Origin of the sequence: Bacillus sp. FDAARGOS_1420 (genome assembly GCF_019344915.1) — a bacterium.
Lineage (GTDB): Bacteria > Bacillota > Bacilli > Bacillales > Bacillaceae_G > Bacillus_A > Bacillus_A mycoides.
In genome coordinates, this window is the sequence record NZ_JAHWJB010000002.1 from 669,623 (window position 1) to 688,850 (window position 19,228).

A 19,228-nucleotide genomic window follows, 5' to 3' on the forward strand; every position below is an offset into this window, starting at 1 on the left:
GAAAAATAGGCATAGCAGAACCTTTCCACTTTCCATGAGAAGATCGATGGAAAAGGAGAGAGAAAGATGAAACAAAAAAACAGTGTAGTGCAGATGGTGAGTGTAGCGATGCTAAGTAGTATTGCGTATTTACTAATGATGTTGGATTTTCCATTCCCAGGGCTTCCGCCATTTTTAAAAATTGATTTTAGTGATGTGCCAGCTTTAATTGCGGCAATAATTTTTAGTCCAATTGCAGGTGTAATTGTAGAAGCGATAAAAAATATTTTGCATTACGGAATTCAAGGAAGTTTAACGGGAGTACCAGTAGGAGAAGTAGCAAACTTTATAGCGGGATGTTTATTTATTGGTCCAGCAGCATTCTTATTCCGAAAGTATCGCACAGTAAAAAGTTTAACGACAGGATTAATGTTAGGTACAATTACTATGACAGTTATTATGAGTGTGTTAAACTACTTTATTATTTTACCAGCGTACACTTGGTTTTTAAATTCACCAGCTATGTCTAGTGATATTATGCGACAAACTATTGTAACGGCGATATTACCGTTTAATGTAATTAAAGGAATTGTTGTAACAATTGTATTTGTAGCATTATTTTCACGCTTGAAAGTATGGGTATTTGCAAAAATGAAAAATGCTTAAAAATATTAAACCATTGGCAGCGTAACTGCTAATGGTTTTTTTGTTAGTGAGAATGAAAAAGAGTGCAAAAAATCCCCCTCATACTTATGAGGGGGATTTTTTGAAGTTAATAAAAGACTATTCGAATTTTAAAGAGTCGCCATCAAATGATTCGTCAGCAACTTTAATTGAGTCAGTTGGACAACCTTCGAATGCATCCATCATATCTTCAATTAATACATCTGGAATTTCAACGATACCTTGGTTATCGTCTAATGTTACAAATGCAATGCCTTCATCATCATAGTCATAAATGTCTGGTGCAGCAGCACCACAAGCACCGCATGCAATACAAGTATCTTTGTCAACGATTGTATATTTTGCCATATTTTTCCCTCCTGATAATATGTATGTGAAAAGTTCGCCAAAAAATTATAATCTTATTGTAAAACGGTTTTTAAAACTTTTCAACATAAAATTATAATGATAATGCTTATCAATTAGAGTGTCAACTTATTTTTGAATTATTTCATAAGATTTTCAAAATACTTAAATGTTATTTCGTTTGATACAATAGAATATATAAAAGCATGTAGTGTGAATATGATAAGTTGAATGAATAGCAGTTAATGTGCAATCATATTGAAAAAAGAATGAAGTTAGACTGAGAGGTGGAAGCGGTAATGCAGCTACAATATACTTTATTATATTGTTTAAAACAATTGAATGGTGAAAGAACCGTTTCTTCAATTTATTATTTACTAAAAGGAAAGAGATCGTCGCAAACATTACAAGATGGGAATATGTTTCAAATTTCTTTTTTGTTTGGGATTTATAAGTCATTAAATAGAGCTGATTATGATCAAGAAGTTGCAAAGTTGTTACAAACGGATTTAGTTCAAGGTATACATGATAATACATATGTGTTAACGACTGCTGGTAACGTGCAATTAAACAAATGGGAAGGTGACTTTGCCTTTCCGACATATTTAAATGGTTTACACTATGGGGAAATAGGTGAAACGTTTTGGAAGAGATTATCATTGATCGTTCAAACCATTTCGAATTTACAACAGGCGAATACGAAATTTATTCCAATTCAACAGGATACAGAAATAATGATGTGGGTGAAACGTTTTCTCACTGGAATACCGTATATGAGAAGTGAATTGGCTAAAAGATTATGGAAGGAAATGCATACTCTTTTACAAAAAAATAATCCAGTAGAGGCGACGATCGTAATATATCGGTTAACTGGGTATAAACGTATTGGGTGTACTTTACAACAATTAGCGGAAATTACGAAACAAGATATATTTCGAGTGTATTTTTTATTTTGGGGTACAATTCATTTCCTTATTCAAGAAGTTCGCAATAAAGAAAACGAGTTTCCATTATTAGCTGAAATTATATCGTATCCAAATGAGAAAGCTGATTTATTTAGTTTATCAACGAAAAAAACATATAATCTTTGGAGACAAGGACGCTCTTTAGAAGAAATAGCAACAATTCGGAATTTGAAGGTTGCCACGATAGAAGACCATTTTGTAGAAATTGCTTTACGAGAAAAAGAATTTTCTATTGAAATGTTTATGGAAAAAGAAAAAATGGAAAAAGTAACAAAAGTAATTGAAGCATTACAAACACGTAAATTGCGTGTGTTGAAGCAAGCGGTTGGAGAGGAAATCTCTTATTTTGAAGTACGTCTTGTATTGGCACGGATGGAGGGTATAAATGAAGCTTGAGGAATATTTATATAAGTGGTTTGGATATTCTGAATTTCGTCCGGGGCAAAAAGGAGTTATTACGGACTTATTGGAAGGAAAAGATGTTGTAGCAATGCTTCCGACTGGAAGGGGAAAGTCAATGTGTTATCAACTTCCGGGGCTTCTGCAAGAGGGTACGGTGCTTGTTGTATCACCATTATTATCTTTAATGGAAGACCAAGTTACGCAATTAAAGTATGTCGTGAAAAATCGAGTTATTGCATTGAATAGTTTTCGGACGTTAATTGAAAAAAGAGAAGCAATGAAAAAGCTATCTTTTTATAAATTTGTTTTCGTATCACCAGAGATGTTGCAGTCGGAACTTCTAATAAGAGAATTGAAAAAAATTCATATTTCATTATTTGTCGTAGATGAAGCGCATTGTATTTCACAATGGGGCTATGATTTTCGGCCAGATTATAAAAAATTAGATAAAGTAATTGAGAGTATCGGATCTCCGACAGTACTAGCATTAACAGCAACTGCGACAAAGGATGTACTGCGAGATATAGCGGAAAGTTTAAATCTAAAAAATATTGCTGAGCATGTGTACTCAATTGATCGTCCAAATATTGCGATGGAAGTGCAATTTGTGGAAACAATAGAAGAAAAAAAAGAGGCGCTTTTTGAGCATGTAATGTATTTGCAAGGGCCTGGTATTGTTTATTGTTCAAGTAGGGCCTGGACAGAGCGTTTAACCGAGTATTTAAGAGGAAAAGGAATTACAGGTGTAGCTTTTTATCATGGTGGTATGGAACATGAAGAGCGTATGTTAATTCAACAGCAGTTTATGAATGACCAGTTGCAAATTGTAATATGTACAAGTGCTTTTGGGATGGGGGTAAATAAGGCGAATACAAGATATATTATTCATTTTCAATATCCGACAAATGTAGCTTCCTATTTACAAGAAATTGGAAGAGCGGGAAGAGATGGAGAATTGAGTATAGCCATTTTATTATGTAGTCCATTGGATCACGATTTGCCAATTTCAATCATTGAAGATGAATTACCAAGTAAATCGCAAATACAATTTTTATTTTCGTTACTACAAGAAAGAATGTTTCAAACGAAAGTATTACCATTAGAAGATGTAGAAGAAATTTGTTATAATGCAGCAAGATTTAATGAACAGTATTGGCGCTTTACACGTTATCATCTCGAACATCTTGGAATCATACAACAGCGAAATCTCATGCTAGAGAGCTTGTCAGATGAAATAATGCACAGATTAATAGCGGAAGTGGAAGTGAGAATACGTAATAAATATAGTGAGCTAGAAAATATGAAGTCATGGATACAAGTTCAAGGATGTAGACGTGAATATTTATTACAACAATTCGGTTATAGAAAAGAAAAAGAGATAGAAAACTGTTGTGATTACTGTGGTATTACAAAAACGGATTATAAAAAAAGACGAGCGCAACAGTTAGTTTTCGACTATAATTGGGAAACAGAGTTACAAAAGCTTTTCGGCCTAGGAAAGATGGAGGAATGATGAACATTCAAAGGCATAATGTTGAAGATATGAGTCCGAGAGAAATAAGACTGAATCTCTACATAACACAACTAATCATTATTGGTATCGGTTGTTTACTAGCATATATATTATTTCAAGATAAAAGAGAAGTTTATAGTTTATGGAAATGGGAACCGGTTTCTATACTTTTAATAGGTAGCTTGTTAGCGATTTGTATTGTGTTATTAGATTATGTTGCAATGCGAGTGTTTCCAGAATCTTGGTTTGATGATGGTGGCATTAACGATAGAATGTTTCAAGGGATTTCTGTCATGCATTTACTCGTTATCACGTTTATTATTGGTTTTGCGGAAGAGTTTTTATTTAGAGGTGTAGTGCAGACTCATTTCGGAATTGTAATAGCGAGTTTAATTTTTGCTGTGTTACATATTCGGTATATAACGAAGCCTTTTTTGTTTTGTTTCGTCTGCTTTATTAGTTTTGTTTTTGGTTATGTATTCGAGTGGACAGGAAATTTGTTTATAACAATCTTTGCACACTTTCTTGTTGATTTTATAATGGGGCTTCAATTAAGAAAATAAATGGAAGGTGGTGGTGAACAACATGAGAAAACGAATTCCTGATTTTGAAGAGGAGTTAGAAGTTGAGCAAGTGGAAGAAGATGAAAGTTTACCGCCGCGTAGTGAAATTCATAGAAATAAAGAGAACAAACCAAAGTTTAAAATGAATCACATTTTCGTCCGAGTGTTAACATTTTTGTTCATATTGTTACCTATTAGTATCCTATGGTATACGGATAAATATATACAGGTAAAAAGTGATAGTAATAATGCTGAGAAAAGTGCGTTTGAAGTAATTTTCTTTGATTCCGCTAAGACTGAATCAAAGAAGCAGTCTGAGAAAGTAGCAACTCATGTTGTGAAAGATGGAGAAACTTTAGAAAGTATAGCGAAGCAATATTTCTCAGATGAAGATGGGATAGAAATAATAAAAAAGTATAATGATTTACAAGAAGACGAAGTGAAGGTAGGACAAGAATTGAAAATTCCTATAAAAGATAAGTCCACGAAGTATGAGAGCTAGCTAAATGAGTGATATATAGCTCCACATAAAATTAAGGACTATACTTTACGAGGAGGGAGAGTAAAAAATATATGTCATGGATTATATTATTATGTACTCTCATATGCATTGGTTTTGTATGTCTTCTTGGAATGTATAAAGAAGCGATGCGTAATACAGTGTTGGAACATACTTTAGTATTCGAAGAATTTCCGGAAAGTTTTCAAAAAGTTAAAGTTTTTTTTATTTCGGATATTCATAGAAGGATCATTTCTAGCTCGCTAATTGAACGAGTGAAAGGAAAAGCAGATATCGTAATTATTGGCGGTGATTTAGCTGAAAAAGGAGTACCTTTATCGCAAATCTCTTTAAATATTCAAAAGTTAAGAGAAATAGCCCCTGTATATTTTGTATGGGGAAATAATGACTATGAAATTGAATATCACGAATTAGATGCTTTATTAATAGAAAATAATGTGAAGGTATTAGATAATACAAGAGTTGTATTTGAGTCTGAATTAGGAGAGAAAATTTGCTTACTCGGTATCGATGATGTTGGATTAGAACGAGATCGTTTAGATTTAGCGTTGTCTGATTGTAAAGAAGAAGGTTTTCGCATTTTAATTAGTCACAACCCAGATATAATAAAGAAAATGTCTGGTAATGAACAAATTTCGCTCGTATTAAGTGGACATACACATGGAGGCCAGATTCGGTTGCTTCCATCTGAAAAGTATTTAAAGGGTGGCGTATATAAGCATTCTAATACGACTCTCTTTGTTAGTAATGGGTATGGAACAACATTGTTCCCTCTTCGTTTTCGGGCACCTTCCCAAACACATATCATTACGTTATGCGGAGGGAAATAATGCCGAATTCAAATGGAAAATATAATATAAAAGCTGTCTCAAATATACTCGGAATTCAACCGAGTACACTTCGCGCATGGGAAAGACGCTATCATATTATTGCCCCAAAGAGAAATCGTGCGGGGCATCGTTTATATACAGAAGAGCATATTCATATTTTGAAATGGTTAATGAACAAAGTTTCTGAGGGGATGATGATTGGACAAGCAGTTCAGTTATTAGAAGGGAATCGGTTGCAGAACAACGTTCAAAAAGAAAAAATTACTGATACAGAAGTTGTTTTAGTGGACGATATACTACAAGCTTTGTTAGAATTTGATGAAATTACAATTTCTGCATTATTAAACGAGGTTTTTAGTATATATTCAACGGAAAAGGTTGTTGCAAGCATCATTCTTCAAGTGGCAAACAAGTTGTTAACTTTAAAAAGTAATAATGAGATTACAATGTCGCAATTCAAATATGTTGTATCATTCTTACAAACACGTTTAGGAATGATCTATCATAATGCGTCGGTGTATTCTTCCGTTAACAAGGTTTTCGTCTTAGAAAATAATATATTAAAAGGATTTATTTTCGCGACGTATTTACGACTAAAAGGATATCAAACAATGTATATGGGGACAAGTTTAGATGAAGAAGGTATTTTACTAGCTATTGAACAATTACAACCTAAATATTTGTTTATATCTTTTGATGATGAACGAGAACTTGAAGAGGCAGTAGAATTTATTGACTTGTTACAAGAAAAAAATGAAAACATCTCTGGTGGTTTTATAGGAAGAAAAGGTATTGGAGATCAATTAAATCTTCAAAATATCCTAATTGGTAACACGAAAGAAGAATGGGATGGATGGTTAAAGATGTCGGAATAGTCGTTCGAAAAGAACCATCTATTTTCTATTTCATATAATAAAAATTAGATGCAATGGTTACGTAGGGAGGGTATGAGATGAGACTGGAACGTTTAAATTATAATAAGATTAAAATTTTCCTAACATTTGATGATTTATCTGAACGAGGATTAACGAAAGAAGATTTGTGGAGAAATGCACCGAAAGTACAGCAACTATTCCGTGATATGATGCAAGAAGCAAATACAGAATTAGGGTTTGAAGCGGATGGACCGATTGCTGTTGAAGTATTTTCTCTACAAGCTCAAGGTATGGTTGTAATTGTAACAAAAGAAAATCACGAAGTGGACACAGAAGATGAGTTCCGTGACGAGTTTATTGAAATGCAAGTGACTCTTGATGAAAGTGAACATATACTTTACGAGTTTGCTACATTAGATGATGTAATCAATTTGTCAAATCGCTTATATAACCTTGGTGTAACTGATGGGAAGTTGTATACGTGGGATGATCGTTTTTATCTTTGGATAGAAGAAGAAGAGCAATTTCAATTATTGAAGGCGGATTTTATAGCTATTTTAGCGGAGTACGGTAATCCGTCAACAGCAACAATTTACCGCGTAATGGAATATGGTAAAGAATTAATGGATTCTCAAGCAATTGAACAAATATACAATTACTTTGTGAAAAAACAAAACCTCAGCTAATGTAACGTAGCTTGAGGTTTTATTTTTATTCAGCTGAAAATCTAAAATCTATAAAACGAAGTGTAGGTAACAAGACTAGCCGATCTGTATGTTAAAATGTAATCAGTATTTCTTGATGAAATAATTGTTTTATCGAATGTATTTTGATGAAAATAAAAAATATTTAAATATTTAAGTATTTTACTTTTCTGAAAGCAATAAAAGGACTATAATAATAGTGAAAACGCTTGCAATACAAAATAGTTTGTATATATTTGTTAGCGTTTTCTATTGCATTCCAAATTTAACGGTGTATACTAGGCAATGAAGGTTTACTAAACAAGTGAAATTACAGGGGGTTTACTTACTATGGTAGCCGAAAAGGGAACTCAAACGAAAACACAACAACAAGGGGAACAACATTTTGAATTGTTAAATTCAACACAAATTGTAATTAATGAAGCATTAGAAAAATTGGGTTATCCAAACGAAGTATATGAATTATTGAAAGAACCAATTCGTATGATGACAGTGAAAATTCCAGTTCGTATGGATGACGGGACTGTTAAAATATTTACAGGATATCGTGCACAACATAATGATGCTGTTGGTCCAACGAAAGGTGGAATTCGCTTCCATCCAAACGTAACGGAAAATGAAGTGAAAGCACTTTCTATTTGGATGAGTTTAAAATGTGGTATTGTTGATTTACCATATGGTGGAGGTAAAGGTGGAATCATTTGTGACCCACGTGAGATGTCTTTCCGTGAATTAGAAAGATTAAGCCGCGGTTATGTACGAGCAATTAGCCAAATTGTTGGTCCGACAAAAGATATTCCGGCTCCAGATGTATTTACAAACTCACAAATTATGGCATGGATGATGGATGAGTATAGCCGTATCGATGAATTTAATTCACCAGGATTTATTACAGGTAAACCACTTGTATTAGGTGGATCACACGGACGTGAAACAGCGACTGCAAAAGGTGTAACAATTTGTATTCGTGAAGCTGCGAAAAAACGTGACATTGATATTAAAGGTGCACGCGTTGTTGTTCAAGGATTTGGTAATGCGGGTAGCTTCTTAGCTAAATTTATGCATGATGCAGGCGCGAAAGTAATTGCAATTTCAGATGCTTACGGTGCACTACATGATCCGAATGGATTAGATATTGACTACTTACTAGATCGTCGCGATAGCTTCGGTACTGTAACAAAACTATTTAATAATACAATTTCAAATACAGAACTGTTAGAACTTGATTGCGACATTTTAGTTCCTGCTGCAATTGAGAACCAAATTACAGGAGAAAATGCTGATAAGATTAAAGCGAAAATTGTGGTTGAAGCTGCAAATGGTCCAACTACATTAGAAGCAACAAAAATCTTAACAGATCGTGGTATCTTACTTGTTCCAGACGTATTAGCAAGTGCTGGTGGCGTTACGGTATCTTACTTTGAGTGGGTACAAAATAACCAAGGTTACTACTGGACTGAGGAAGAAGTAGAACAACGTTTAGAAAAAGTAATGGTAAAATCATTCGATTCAATTTATGAAACATCACAAGTTCGTAAAGTGAACATGCGCTTAGCTGCATACATGATTGGTGTTCGTAAAATGGCTGAGGCTAGTCGCTTCAGAGGTTGGGTATAATATATAATGTTTTGAGAAAACGTGATTTCCTTTCGAGGGAATCGCGTTTTTTTGTTGAAGTATTAAATGAGGTGTTGTATATGGGGAATGAAATAATGGAACGAGTAGACCAATTAGGTGTTAGAGGGTGAACTTGCAAGAGCTAAGAGAGCCCGAAAAACAAGTGTCGTTAGGGTGTTCGGCGAAGGATTATTGTTTTTAATATTTGGTGCAGTTGTAGTTGGAACAATTATCGCGTTTATATTCACAATTATTACTTGGTTTGGTGAAAAATAGAATAAAAAATAAAAAAGAACGCTTGTTCTACACGAACAAACGTGCTATACTTTCCTTAGATAAGCAAAACGGAAATGATTTTAAGGAGAGATAAATGATGAAAATGACAGTAGACCAAAGATTTATGATGCCAGCAGATGTTGTAGAACGAGTGGAAGTATTACGAAACAAACAAAGCAAGCGTGGCACATTATTACAATCGGTAAATAAGTTTTTCGGTTTAGATACGAAAGAAGATTGTGTTTGGTTTTACGGTTTTTATGGGGTGGCTGTAAGTATTGTATTATTTATGGTATTCACATCAAATATTTTCGATGTTCTCTTCGCATAAGAAATATGCCATAAGGACATTGCCACCGAATACATATATAAGGAAGTAAGGTAATTTTTTAGGGCGGGAGTTGGTAGTAATGGCGATGTTCCCTATAGAGCGTAACTATATTGGGTATGGAAATTCACGACCAGGAATTCCTCTTTCAAAAGTAAGATTTATTGTAAGTCATGACACGGGGAACCCTGGTAGCAATGCGATAGGAAATCGGGATTACTTTAATGAAATACAACCGAAAGCTTCAGCGCATACATTTATTGATGATAAAACAATATTAGAAATTGTCCCTATAAATGAAGTTGCGTACCATGTTCGATACAATGTGCCAACGGATAATGAGTTATTCGGTTATGATGCGAATAAGGCTGCAATTGGGGTTGAACTTTGCTATGGTGGCGACGTAAACTTTTGGGAGGCGTATACTCGTTTTACGTGGTATCACGCTTATTTATGTCAAAATTTCGGTTTAAATCCTAAAAAGGCTATTGTGTCACACAAAACGTTGGATCCTACTCGGAAAATCGATCCTGAGAATGTATTAGGGCAACAAGGAATTAAATTTCAGCAGTTTTTAGCAGATGTCTATCGGATGTATGTTTCGTTTAGATGACAAATATATGAAAAATGAATACAATAAAGATAGATGCCTACTGCTGTAAGTAGGTTTTTTCTTGTTTATATAAATAGAGCAGAGGTAGAAGACTAGGAGTGAACTAAGTATGCAAAAAGAAACAGTTATTATTATCGGAGGCGGTCCATGCGGATTAGCAGCGGCGATTTCGTTGCAAAAAGTGGGGTTAAATCCGTTAGTAATCGAAAAAGGAAACATTGTAAATGCAATTTATAATTATCCAACTCATCAAACATTTTTCTCCTCTAGTGAAAAATTAGAAATTGGTGAAGTTGCTTTTATTACAGAAAATCGTAAGCCATTTCGTAATCAGGCGCTTGCGTATTATCGTGAAGTAGTAAAGCGTAAATCTATACGTGTAAATGCATTTGAACGAGTGGAACAAGTTCAAAAAGATGGTGATGTTTTTAAAGTTGAAACGACGAAGCGTGACGGAAACAAAGAAATATATGTTGCGAAATACATTGTTGTCGCAACTGGATATTATGATAATCCGAATTATATGAATGTACCTGGTGAGAAACTTGAGAAAGTAGCTCATTATTTCAAAGAAGGACACCCTTATTTTGATCGAGATGTCGTTGTAATAGGTGGTAAAAATTCAAGTATAGATGCAGCGTTAGAGCTTGTTAAATCGGGTGCACGTGTAACAGTTCTATACCGTGGTGGGGAATACTCGCCAAGTATTAAGCCGTGGATTTTGCCGGAATTTGAGGCGTTAGTACGAAATGGGACAATTCAAATGCATTTCCATGCGCATGTAAAAGAAATTACTGAGCATACGTTGACGTATACAGTAGATGGTGAGGCAAATACAATTCAAAACGATTTTGTATTTGCTATGACGGGTTACCATCCAGACCACAGCTTCTTAACAAAAATGGGAGTTCGGATTGATGAAGAAACAGGGCGCCCGATTTATATAGAGGGTAGTATGGAAACAAACGCTGAAAATATTTTTATTGCAGGTGTAATTGCTGCGGGGAATAACGCAAATGAAATATTTATCGAGAACGGTAGATTCCATGGAGATGCGATTGCGCAAACCATTGCATCAAGAGAAGAATAAAAAGAAGCTGTCGAAATCTTCGACAGCTTCTTTTTTAATCGTGCATAAACATATGTTGGATTGTTTCGTGAGAGTTTGTGTTTTCTAGTGCGACTAGTAATTTAATTCGCGCCTTTTGAGCGTTTAAACCGTAGGTGAAAACAATGCCCATATCTTTTAATTGTCTTCCGCCACCTTCATAAGAGTATACGTCTTGAACGATACCGTTAAAGCAGCGTGAAACTAATACAATTGGAATGCCTTTTTCTATTAATCGCCCTAGGCTAGGAAGTGTTCTTGGAGGTAAATTACCTTGTCCAAGTGCTTCAATAACAATTCCGTCTACTGGTAGTGTTTCGATTGCTGATAATAATGTATCATCCATACCTGCGTATGCTTTTAGAACGACAACGTTTTTAGAAATCTGTCGTACTGTGCATGTTTCGTGATGCACTAAAGCATGATGGAAAACAACACCACGTTTTGTTACCATGCCAATTGGTCCGTACTGTGGACTTTGGAAGGTCGCGACATTACTTGTGTGCGTTTTTGTTACATTTGTAGCACAATGTATTTCGTCATTTAATACGACTAGAACGCCTTTTTCAGCAGCTTCATTACTACTAGCAACTTTTACAGCTGATAAGAAATTATATAGACCATCGGCACCTAATTCATTACTAGAACGCATTGCCCCTGTCACAACGATTGGGATAGTTGCTTGAACTGTTAAATCAAGAAAATAAGCTGTCTCTTCTAATGTATCGGTACCATGCGTGATGACTACGCCGTGAATATCGTCTTGTTTTACTCTTTCGTCAATGATGACTTGCAATTGTAGCATTTCGCTAGGAGTCATGTGAGGAGATGGAAGATGGAACACATCTTCGACAATTAAATCAACATCGCCTTCTAAATCAGGAATAAATTTTAAAAGAGGATTCTTTTTACCTGGTTGTACGACCCCAGTTTCTTTATCTTCCTCCATTGCAATTGTTCCACCTGTGTGTAAAACTAGGATTCTTTTCAATGCTTATACCCCTTTCAAGTTGAAAAATACATTTAGAACATAACATGTTTTGAGTAAATTCGACAATGAAAATGTATAAAAGTATGCTTAGAAAATGACAATAAAATAAATTACTTTAAGTGTGCTCTGGTAAGTGGTTATTAGGTTAGGTTTTGTTTATCGAAATTTATGAGAGTAGATGTGTAAGTGTAGAGAGGGAAGGAGTGAGTTTTTTTGAAAAAAGTGGAGAAAATTATAATTCGTATATTACTGATTCAATTTATTTTTCTTTCTGTCGTCCAACTGCTTTTTATACATAAATCTTCAGTGAAATATTTATCGAAAATTGTTTATTACGAAGGTGTCGTCACGAAAAATAAGGCGGAAATCTTACAGGTGAATAAGTAGTTTTCATTTTCTTCTATGATGGATTATGCTACAATTATTGAGGATTTAATGACGTGAGGCAAATGAGAAGAAGCAGGGGGAGAATACCTGCTTTTCGTTTTGTTTTATAAGTGAAAAATGAGGTGTTACAATGGATAAACGAATTTCGATTGCTATAGATGGTCCAGCGGCTGCTGGGAAAAGTACAGTTGCAAAAGTTGTTGCAAAAAAACTTTCATATGTTTACATTGATACAGGCGCAATGTACCGTACTATTACATATGCAGCCCTTGAACAAAAAGTGGATATTGAAAATGAAGAAAAGTTAATGGAAGTCGTAAAAAATGTAAATATTGAATTTCAGCAAGGGGAAAATACACAACTTGTATTTTTAAATGGACAAGATGTTTCTGAGGTGATTCGTACGCCAGATGTGACGAATCGCGTATCTATTGTAGCAAAGCATCGTCTTGTTCGTGAAGAAATGGTACGTCGTCAACAAGGATTAGCTAAAAAAGGCGGCGTAGTAATGGATGGCCGTGATATTGGTACACATGTACTACCAGATGCTGAAGTGAAAATCTTTATGCTTGCTTCTGTAGAAGAAAGAGCGGAAAGAAGACATTTAGAAAATATGAATAAAGGTTTCGATTCTAATTTAGAGCAGTTAAAAGAAGAAATTGCTAGGCGTGATAAATTAGATTCAGAACGCGAAGTTTCTCCTTTGAAAAAAGCTGATGATGCATTGGAATTAGATACAACTTCTTTATCAATTGAAGAAGTTGTCCAAAAAATTATGGGTATTGTTTCAGGAGTATTTGCGAAATAAAGAAAGAGGACTATCCTCTTTCTTTTTTTTTTGAAATGTAAAGGATAAGTTAATTATAAGTCTCTTTTCTTGACAAATGGGCTAATTTGTAAGAAGTTAGTTACAGAGGAAAAAAACTGTCAGAATATATTCGCTATTATATTTCAAATCATACTTTCTTCAAGATGATTTTGCTGTATACTATTTATATAGATTTAATATAGCTTCTTGTGAACTGTATTGAAACAGAATATGTGATGATAAATTCTTAAACATGCAAATGAAAACATTTGTTTTCATTTCGTATATACATACAAATGCTTTGTCAATTCTGTAGGGAGGTATTTCCATGGTAGAGAAAATGAATGAAGAAGTTATGAATTCAAAAGAATTACAAGTTGGTGACGTTGTTACAGGTTCTGTAACGAAAGTTGAAGAGAAACAAGTTCTTGTAAATGTTGGATACAAAACAGATGGCGTAATTCCGATTAGTGAATTAGCTAACGTTCATATTGAAAAAGCAAGCGATGTTGTAGAATTAGATCAAACACTTGAATTGAAAATTATTAAATTAGAAGATGATGATCTTGTTTTATCTAAGAGAGCTGTTGACGCAGAAAAAGCGTGGGTAGAATTACAAGAAAAATTTAATTCTGGTCATGTATTTGATGTTACTGTAAAAGATATCGTGAATGGTGGGTTAGTTGTGGACCTTGGTGTTCGTGGATTTATCCCAGCTTCACTTGTAGAGGTACATTATGTAGAAGACTTTGCTGACTATAAAGGAAAAACATTAGCGGTGAAAATTGTTGAATTAGACCGTGAAAAAAATCGTGTTATTCTTTCACATAAAGCGGTAGTAGAACTAGAACTAGATTCTAAGAAAAAAGAAGCAATCTCTTCGTTAAAAGAAGGGGATATTGTTGAAGGAACAGTACAACGATTAACGGATTTTGGTGCTTTCGTTAACGTTGGTGGTGTGGACGGTTTAGTTCACATTTCACAAATTTCACACGAACGTGTAGAGCAACCTTCTGAGGTATTAGAGCAAGGTCAAAAGGTAAAGGTAAAAGTGTTATCTGTTGATGCTGATACGCAACGTATTTCTTTATCAATTAAAGCAGCTCAGCCAGGACCTTGGGAAAATGTTGCTGGTGAAATAAAAGCTGGAGATATTCGTGAGGGAGTAGTAAAACGCCTTGTTACATTCGGTGCGTTTGTTGAAATTTTACCTGGTGTTGAAGGGCTTGTACATGTATCTCAAATTGCAAATCGTCACGTGAAAAATCCAAATGAAGTATTGGAAATGGGACAAGAAGTAAAAGTGAAAGTACTTGAAGTCCATGTAGCAGAAAAACGTATTTCTTTAAGCATAAAAGAAACGCTTGAAGAAAATAATGTAACAGAAGATTATAGCCAATATGAGCCAAATGCTGATTCGGCTACTTTCCAGTTAAGTGATATTATTGGTGAACAACTGAAAAAATTAAAGAAATAAAGAGGGGTACAAGTGGTAAGGGCAAAACGTAAATTAGATCATATTGAATATGCTCTTTCTACTGGTCAGTCTCGTACGCATGGCTTTCATGATATTGATTTTGTGCATCAAAGCTTGCCAAATTCAAGTTATGACACTATAATATGTGAAACAAAAATCGGCGAACTTTCACTAAGTTCGCCGATTTTTATCAATGCGATGACTGGTGGTGGAGGAGAGCAAACATTACATATTAATGAGCAATTAGCATATGTAGCGAAACATCATAACCTTGCTATGGCTGTAGGCTCGCAAATGGCAGCTTTAAAAGATGAAAGTGAATCGGCTTCGTATAAAGTTGTTAGGAAAGTAAATCCGAATGGGATTTTTTTCGCAAACTTAGGAAGTGAGGCAACTGTCGAACAGGCAGAGCGTGCCGTTGATATGATTGAAGCGAATGCACTGCAAATTCATTTAAATGTCATACAGGAGTTAACGATGCCAGAAGGAGACCGTGATTTTACTGGTGTACTTCAGCGGATTGAGAAAATAGTTTTAAAAAGTAAAGTACCTGTCATCGTAAAAGAAGTCGGTTTTGGAATGAGTAAGGAAACAGTACAACAGTTAGCGAATATAGGTATAACAGCAATTGATATTGGCGGACAAGGTGGTACGAATTTTGCTGCTGTTGAAAATGAAAGAAGACAGCGAATGCTTTCTTATTTTAATAACTGGGGCATACAAACAGCTACCTCGATTATTGAAGCAACCTCTACAAATAATAACCTCTCTTTTATTGCATCTGGGGGTATACAAACAGCACTTGACGTGGCGAAGGCAATCGCATTAGGGGCGAATACAACTGCGTTTGCTGGATACTTTTTACGTATTTTAATGCAAGATGGTGTTGAGAATTTAGTGGATGAAATTGATCTTTTACATACAGATTTAAAATTTATTATGACAGCTCTTGGCGTGAAGACGATAGAAGAGTTACAATCTGTACCTCTTGTTGTAAAAGGTGAAACGTACCATTGGTTAGCGCAGCGAGGGATTGACACTGCACATTATAGTAGGCGATAAAAAATCAACCATCCGGTTGATTTTTTTGCGTTTTATTTTCGTAAAATGAAGAGGGAGGGCGAGAAATTATCATTCTATATAATTCTATAAATGGAAAAAAGAGAGAATTTATATTAAAATAAAAGTATATATAAATATCGTGCAGGAAAGCTAAAATTGAAAAAAGGGTTATAAAAATGAAGAAATGTAGAAAATGTGCTGCTGAATTATTGGAGGAATCTTACTTTTGCCATGTTTGTGGAGAGAAACATGGCAAAAGTAAGAAAGTATTCCTCTCTATACAGCTGGTTAGCGATAAAACAAGATAAGAGATTGCTATTTAAGAGTCAAAAGAAACAAGAAAAAATTTACGATAATTTAGGGGATGAGGGTGTTAATAAAAAAGGAGATAATGTATTTTCAAATAGTAAAAATACAATAGGACGCATTACATATAATAGTGAAGATGTTAACATCCATGCACGAAATATAAGAGAAGATACAGCGGTTTCTGGATATAATAAAAAGGTTGAAATTTCATTAACTTCAAATGTAAGAGAAGGAGATTCTAGTTCAACAACAGCACAATTAGCAATTAAAATGGCGAATATTGCAATCGCAGTCGGGAATAAATTGTATAGGAATCCAACGGTGAATGAAGGAAGGGGAATAGAAGCACTAATTTGGCCAAGACAATTAGGAGAAGACAAAAATCCATCGGAAGATTCGTATGTAATTTATTATTTTAATATATCAAATGAAGTGAGTTTAAGTAATGCTGAAGTAGTATTACTTTCTGATCAAGGAAATACCATTGTGAGTAGGGAAATTAAAGGAGAAAAAGAAGATATTGTAGGTGTGAAAAAAAGAGGTTGAGCGAAAGTTAAATGAGATAGGAGAGACGGATTATGTACGTGTAGAGGTAAAGATCCTTCTCTACATACGTATTATGTTATTACATATTCTAAAAAACCAGCAGGTGTAGTTACGATTGATGCCTCGTTGAGTGATAGGGTTTATAATGCGAAAACAAAAGAATTATATTACGAGTAGAAATAAATAAAATAATTGTGTAAAAAGACGGTTTCGTACAATATCGAAACCGTCTTTTTGTATTGCCTATTTGAGGGCAGCTCGATTGGTGTGGGCTAATAATCAGTGGGGATGGATACCCCCACTGAAGTTTCACTTTATTTAATGCTGATTTTGCTTTCGAGCTTGCTCCGGTGTATCAAGACTTGTTGCACCGGGATATTGAAGCGATCGGTCGCGATCAGATTCAACGCGGCGTGATTCTCTTAGCTTTCGTTCTTGGCGATCTTTACCCATTGTGAGTTACACCTCCTTATTAAAAGTTTTGCTGTTATGAGAAAAACTATGCACAAAGAAAAGGAGGATTAACTTTCATAAAAAGTTCCCATAATGGAAATCATAGGAGGTGAAATGATGGATGGGAGTACTTTTTATTTTGTTGCTTGGATAGGGTGGATTGTCGTGACCTTTTTTATGAAAAAGGAATCTATTCGTTGGAAGATAAGTGCTTGTATATTAATTTTTATTATTTGTTCTCCGTTAAATGTGACGATTGTTTCTTTCACGATATCGGTAAATGCCCTTTTGCTTTGTATTATTTCTTTTGTAGGTATCGCGTTATATTCTATTTGGAAAAAATTATATACCTTACTTTCGGCACTTATTATTGCAATGTTATATACAAGCTTTCATTTGTTAGAAGTATATGATCCAATTTGGATTGTGGTTGATAGGTTGTTGCTGTTAAGTGGTGCACTTGTGTATGCATCGGTTTTATTGCACGGGGATCGCATATTACGATTATGCTCCTTGTATATAGGGATGTTACAAGGAGAATTATTGGTGACGCTTATTTTTCGTAAATTACATTTTCCTTATGAATACGGCAGTTTAGCTTTTTTAGATGTTGCTGCTGTTTCTACTTTATTTATGGCGATTTTACTTTGGATTACAAAGGCATCGGTATATATGGAACAATTTAAGAGGAAAACACGTAAAAGAAAGGCGAGGGTAATACATGACTGAATATACACCAGCTATTTTATGTGGCGTAATTGCAGGTACAATAACTAGGTTGTTAATGCTTCGTACCGATACGAGGCAATATCCGACGAGGCTTCACGGGAAAATTATTCATATCGCGATGGGATTAATTGCGGCTGCCTTAGGAGCAATTGCGATTCCGTCTGTTTTGAAAAAAGATTTCTCTGCAATTACATTTCTTACGTTAGCAGCGACGCAATTTCGTGATGTGCGCAATATGGAAAGAAATACGCTTCAACAATTAGATGGATATGAGCTCGTACCACGTGGTAATACATATATTGAAGGAATTGCATTAGTATTTGAAAGTCGTAACTACTTGGCGATGTTAACGTCGTTTGTAACAACGTTTGCGTATATAGGATTCGATTCATGGATTGCTGGGGTAATTACTGGTGTAGTAAGTTTTTTCATTGCGAAAAAATTAATGTCAGGTAAAAGACTTCATGACCTTGTAGAAATAGAGCACGTTCCACTTCGTTTTGAAGGAGCGGGACTTTATATTGATAATATTTACATTATGAATATTGGATTGCCAGCAAGGCAAGAAGAAATTATGAAATATGGAATGGGATTTATTTTAAAACCGAAATCGATAGATGCGATGGTTACAATCTCAAACTTAGGACAACGGCAAGCTATTTTACATGATGTTTCGGTTGCTTTAGGAATATATAGAGATTCTGGAACGCCGGCACTTGTACCGTTAGCGAAGCGTGATTTAGAGGATGGGAGAGTTGGGATTTTTGTTCTGCCGCAAGATCAAGATGCAGAAAAAGCGATAGGGGTAATCGGAAATGTACCAACATTAGAGAGTGCTGTTCATATGTCATCAGAAGCTCCGAAAGGAAGGGGAGATAAGAGATGATGTTAGAAAGTGTTATTCTCGCAGTCATTACAACAACACCAGAGAAATTTGCAGGTGGTGCTCCTTTATTTATTTGCGAGTCGACAGAGGAACTGGAATTTGTTGCAAATAATTTAGAGGCTATTTTAGATGGTATTGCACATCGCTTACAAGATAATGTATATATTATTGTGAAACATTAGTAACGTGTGGTATAATGTGAGGTGTTTTGATACGTTGAGAAATATTCTGGAATGCAAATCCCTTCTTGCACAAAGA

22 protein-coding genes and 2 pseudogenes are annotated in these 19,228 nt (G+C 34.8%); 21 read left to right on the top strand and 3 right to left on the bottom strand.

The window, feature by feature from the left end; translation table 11 throughout:
• Positions 1-66 precede the first annotated feature (66 nt).
• Positions 67-645, top strand: a complete 579-nt coding sequence (locus tag I6L50_RS13735) for an ECF transporter S component (protein ID WP_002011769.1) — start codon at positions 67-69, stop codon at positions 643-645.
• A gap of 117 nt (positions 646-762) precedes the next feature.
• On the opposite strand, the gene I6L50_RS13740 is transcribed toward I6L50_RS13735, so the two are convergent.
• Positions 763-1,011, bottom strand: coding sequence for a ferredoxin (locus I6L50_RS13740; protein WP_001151994.1), 249 nt, complete (start codon positions 1,009-1,011; stop codon positions 763-765).
• Positions 1,012-1,307: 296 nt separating this feature from the next.
• Here I6L50_RS13740 and I6L50_RS13745 point away from each other — a divergent pair, with 296 nt between their 5' ends.
• From I6L50_RS13745 to I6L50_RS13800, 12 genes and pseudogenes are all read left to right on the top strand, one after another.
• Positions 1,308-2,369 carry a YpbB family protein gene (locus I6L50_RS13745; protein ID WP_002086645.1) on the top strand — a complete coding sequence of 354 codons (1,062 nt, stop codon included), beginning with the start codon at positions 1,308-1,310 and terminating at the stop codon, positions 2,367-2,369.
• Positions 2,359-3,888, top strand: coding sequence for a RecQ family ATP-dependent DNA helicase (locus I6L50_RS13750; RefSeq protein WP_219301818.1), 1,530 nt, complete (start codon positions 2,359-2,361; stop codon positions 3,886-3,888). Before I6L50_RS13745 ends, I6L50_RS13750 begins: the two co-directional genes overlap by 11 nt.
• Positions 3,888-4,451 carry a CPBP family intramembrane glutamic endopeptidase gene (locus I6L50_RS13755; RefSeq protein ID WP_002064506.1) on the top strand — a complete coding sequence of 188 codons (564 nt, stop codon included), beginning with the start codon at positions 3,888-3,890 and terminating at the stop codon, positions 4,449-4,451. The genes I6L50_RS13750 and I6L50_RS13755 overlap by 1 nt, the downstream gene beginning before the upstream one ends.
• Positions 4,452-4,473: 22 nt before the next feature.
• Entirely contained in the window at positions 4,474-4,953 is a 480-nt protein-coding gene (locus I6L50_RS13760) for a LysM peptidoglycan-binding domain-containing protein (protein ID WP_002030746.1), read from the top strand.
• A 71-nt stretch (positions 4,954-5,024) separates the two neighbouring features.
• The gene (locus I6L50_RS13765; RefSeq protein WP_113937040.1) at positions 5,025-5,801 is read left to right on the top strand and encodes a metallophosphoesterase; all 777 of its coding nucleotides are present in this window, start codon (positions 5,025-5,027) and stop codon (positions 5,799-5,801) included.
• A complete protein-coding gene (locus tag I6L50_RS13770) occupies positions 5,801-6,676 on the top strand; it encodes a MerR family transcriptional regulator (RefSeq protein ID WP_002166076.1) in 876 nt (291 codons plus the stop codon). The genes I6L50_RS13765 and I6L50_RS13770 overlap by 1 nt, the downstream gene beginning before the upstream one ends.
• A gap of 77 nt (positions 6,677-6,753) precedes the next feature.
• The gene (locus I6L50_RS13775) at positions 6,754-7,362 is read left to right on the top strand and encodes a genetic competence negative regulator (protein ID WP_002011786.1); all 609 of its coding nucleotides are present in this window, start codon (positions 6,754-6,756) and stop codon (positions 7,360-7,362) included.
• Positions 7,363-7,710: 348 nt separating this feature from the next.
• Positions 7,711-8,997: an NAD-specific glutamate dehydrogenase gene (gene gudB / locus I6L50_RS13780; RefSeq protein WP_113937042.1), complete on the top strand. Its 1,287-nt coding sequence runs from the start codon at positions 7,711-7,713 to the stop codon at positions 8,995-8,997.
• 80 nt (positions 8,998-9,077) lie between these two features.
• Positions 9,078-9,273, top strand: a pseudogene (locus I6L50_RS13785) (hypothetical protein).
• Between the two features lie 94 nt (positions 9,274-9,367).
• Positions 9,368-9,604 carry a DUF3961 domain-containing protein gene (locus I6L50_RS13790; RefSeq protein WP_219301819.1) on the top strand — a complete coding sequence of 79 codons (237 nt, stop codon included), beginning with the start codon at positions 9,368-9,370 and terminating at the stop codon, positions 9,602-9,604.
• A 79-nt stretch (positions 9,605-9,683) separates the two neighbouring features.
• Positions 9,684-10,214, top strand: a complete 531-nt coding sequence (locus tag I6L50_RS13795) for a peptidoglycan recognition protein family protein (protein ID WP_002011791.1) — start codon at positions 9,684-9,686, stop codon at positions 10,212-10,214.
• 109 nt (positions 10,215-10,323) lie between these two features.
• Positions 10,324-11,304, top strand: coding sequence for a YpdA family putative bacillithiol disulfide reductase (locus I6L50_RS13800; protein ID WP_002030753.1), 981 nt, complete (start codon positions 10,324-10,326; stop codon positions 11,302-11,304).
• Positions 11,305-11,338: 34 nt separating this feature from the next.
• On the opposite strand, the gene ansA is transcribed toward I6L50_RS13800, so the two are convergent.
• Entirely contained in the window at positions 11,339-12,313 is a 975-nt protein-coding gene (gene ansA, locus I6L50_RS13805; protein ID WP_219301820.1) for an asparaginase, read from the bottom strand.
• A 213-nt stretch (positions 12,314-12,526) separates the two neighbouring features.
• Here ansA and I6L50_RS13810 point away from each other — a divergent pair, with 213 nt between their 5' ends.
• From I6L50_RS13810 to I6L50_RS13830, 5 genes and pseudogenes are all read left to right on the top strand, one after another.
• Positions 12,527-12,700 (top strand): DUF5359 family protein, encoded by a 174-nt coding sequence (locus I6L50_RS13810; RefSeq protein WP_002135263.1) that lies wholly within the window; start codon positions 12,527-12,529, stop codon positions 12,698-12,700.
• Positions 12,701-12,830: 130 nt separating this feature from the next.
• On the top strand, positions 12,831-13,508 hold the full coding sequence (cmk, locus tag I6L50_RS13815; RefSeq protein WP_002086629.1) for a (d)CMP kinase: 678 nt from the start codon (positions 12,831-12,833) through the stop codon (positions 13,506-13,508).
• Positions 13,509-13,836: 328 nt separating this feature from the next.
• Positions 13,837-14,985 (top strand): 30S ribosomal protein S1, encoded by a 1,149-nt coding sequence (rpsA, locus tag I6L50_RS13820; protein WP_002030757.1) that lies wholly within the window; start codon positions 13,837-13,839, stop codon positions 14,983-14,985.
• A 12-nt stretch (positions 14,986-14,997) separates the two neighbouring features.
• On the top strand, positions 14,998-16,047 hold the full coding sequence (gene fni / locus I6L50_RS13825) for a type 2 isopentenyl-diphosphate Delta-isomerase (protein WP_219301821.1): 1,050 nt from the start codon (positions 14,998-15,000) through the stop codon (positions 16,045-16,047).
• Between the two features lie 249 nt (positions 16,048-16,296).
• Positions 16,297-17,079, top strand: a pseudogene (locus I6L50_RS13830) (hypothetical protein).
• A 141-nt stretch (positions 17,080-17,220) separates the two neighbouring features.
• Here I6L50_RS13830 and I6L50_RS13835 read toward each other — a convergent pair.
• Positions 17,221-17,355: a YpzI family protein gene (locus I6L50_RS13835; RefSeq protein ID WP_113937048.1), complete on the bottom strand. Its 135-nt coding sequence runs from the start codon at positions 17,353-17,355 to the stop codon at positions 17,221-17,223.
• A gap of 117 nt (positions 17,356-17,472) precedes the next feature.
• Here I6L50_RS13835 and I6L50_RS13840 point away from each other — a divergent pair, with 117 nt between their 5' ends.
• The 3 genes from I6L50_RS13840 to I6L50_RS13850 are packed head-to-tail and all read left to right on the top strand — an operon-like array spanning position 17,473 to position 19,152.
• A complete protein-coding gene (locus I6L50_RS13840) occupies positions 17,473-18,084 on the top strand; it encodes a YphA family membrane protein (RefSeq protein WP_002168792.1) in 612 nt (203 codons plus the stop codon).
• Positions 18,077-18,970: a YIEGIA family protein gene (locus I6L50_RS13845; protein ID WP_113937049.1), complete on the top strand. Its 894-nt coding sequence runs from the start codon at positions 18,077-18,079 to the stop codon at positions 18,968-18,970. The genes I6L50_RS13840 and I6L50_RS13845 overlap by 8 nt, the downstream gene beginning before the upstream one ends.
• Positions 18,967-19,152 (top strand): capping complex subunit for YIEGIA, encoded by a 186-nt coding sequence (locus I6L50_RS13850; protein ID WP_002086624.1) that lies wholly within the window; start codon positions 18,967-18,969, stop codon positions 19,150-19,152. Before I6L50_RS13845 ends, I6L50_RS13850 begins: the two co-directional genes overlap by 4 nt.
• Positions 19,153-19,228: the final 76 nt, after the last annotated feature.

Excerpts from the sequence above, each read along its gene's own strand:
- I6L50_RS13735 (WP_002011769.1), top strand. The coding sequence starts at position 67 with ATGAAACAAAAAAACAGTGTAGTGCAGATGGTGAGTGTAGCGATGCTA.
- I6L50_RS13740 (WP_001151994.1), bottom strand. The coding sequence starts at position 1,011 with ATGGCAAAATATACAATCGTTGACAAAGATACTTGTATTGCATGCGGT.
- I6L50_RS13745 (WP_002086645.1), top strand. The coding sequence starts at position 1,308 with ATGCAGCTACAATATACTTTATTATATTGTTTAAAACAATTGAATGGT.
- I6L50_RS13750 (WP_219301818.1), top strand. The coding sequence starts at position 2,359 with ATGAAGCTTGAGGAATATTTATATAAGTGGTTTGGATATTCTGAATTT.
- I6L50_RS13755 (WP_002064506.1), top strand. The coding sequence starts at position 3,888 with ATGAACATTCAAAGGCATAATGTTGAAGATATGAGTCCGAGAGAAATA.
- I6L50_RS13760 (WP_002030746.1), top strand. The coding sequence starts at position 4,474 with ATGAGAAAACGAATTCCTGATTTTGAAGAGGAGTTAGAAGTTGAGCAA.
- I6L50_RS13765 (WP_113937040.1), top strand. The coding sequence starts at position 5,025 with ATGTCATGGATTATATTATTATGTACTCTCATATGCATTGGTTTTGTA.
- I6L50_RS13770 (WP_002166076.1), top strand. The coding sequence starts at position 5,801 with ATGCCGAATTCAAATGGAAAATATAATATAAAAGCTGTCTCAAATATA.
- I6L50_RS13775 (WP_002011786.1), top strand. The coding sequence starts at position 6,754 with ATGAGACTGGAACGTTTAAATTATAATAAGATTAAAATTTTCCTAACA.
- gudB (WP_113937042.1), top strand. The coding sequence starts at position 7,711 with ATGGTAGCCGAAAAGGGAACTCAAACGAAAACACAACAACAAGGGGAA.
- I6L50_RS13790 (WP_219301819.1), top strand. The coding sequence starts at position 9,368 with ATGATGAAAATGACAGTAGACCAAAGATTTATGATGCCAGCAGATGTT.
- I6L50_RS13795 (WP_002011791.1), top strand. The coding sequence starts at position 9,684 with ATGGCGATGTTCCCTATAGAGCGTAACTATATTGGGTATGGAAATTCA.
- I6L50_RS13800 (WP_002030753.1), top strand. The coding sequence starts at position 10,324 with ATGCAAAAAGAAACAGTTATTATTATCGGAGGCGGTCCATGCGGATTA.
- cmk (WP_002086629.1), top strand. The coding sequence starts at position 12,831 with ATGGATAAACGAATTTCGATTGCTATAGATGGTCCAGCGGCTGCTGGG.
- rpsA (WP_002030757.1), top strand. The coding sequence starts at position 13,837 with ATGGTAGAGAAAATGAATGAAGAAGTTATGAATTCAAAAGAATTACAA.
- I6L50_RS13835 (WP_113937048.1), bottom strand. The coding sequence starts at position 17,355 with ATGGGTAAAGATCGCCAAGAACGAAAGCTAAGAGAATCACGCCGCGTT.
- I6L50_RS13840 (WP_002168792.1), top strand. The coding sequence starts at position 17,473 with ATGGATGGGAGTACTTTTTATTTTGTTGCTTGGATAGGGTGGATTGTC.
- I6L50_RS13845 (WP_113937049.1), top strand. The coding sequence starts at position 18,077 with ATGACTGAATATACACCAGCTATTTTATGTGGCGTAATTGCAGGTACA.
- I6L50_RS13850 (WP_002086624.1), top strand. The coding sequence starts at position 18,967 with ATGATGTTAGAAAGTGTTATTCTCGCAGTCATTACAACAACACCAGAG.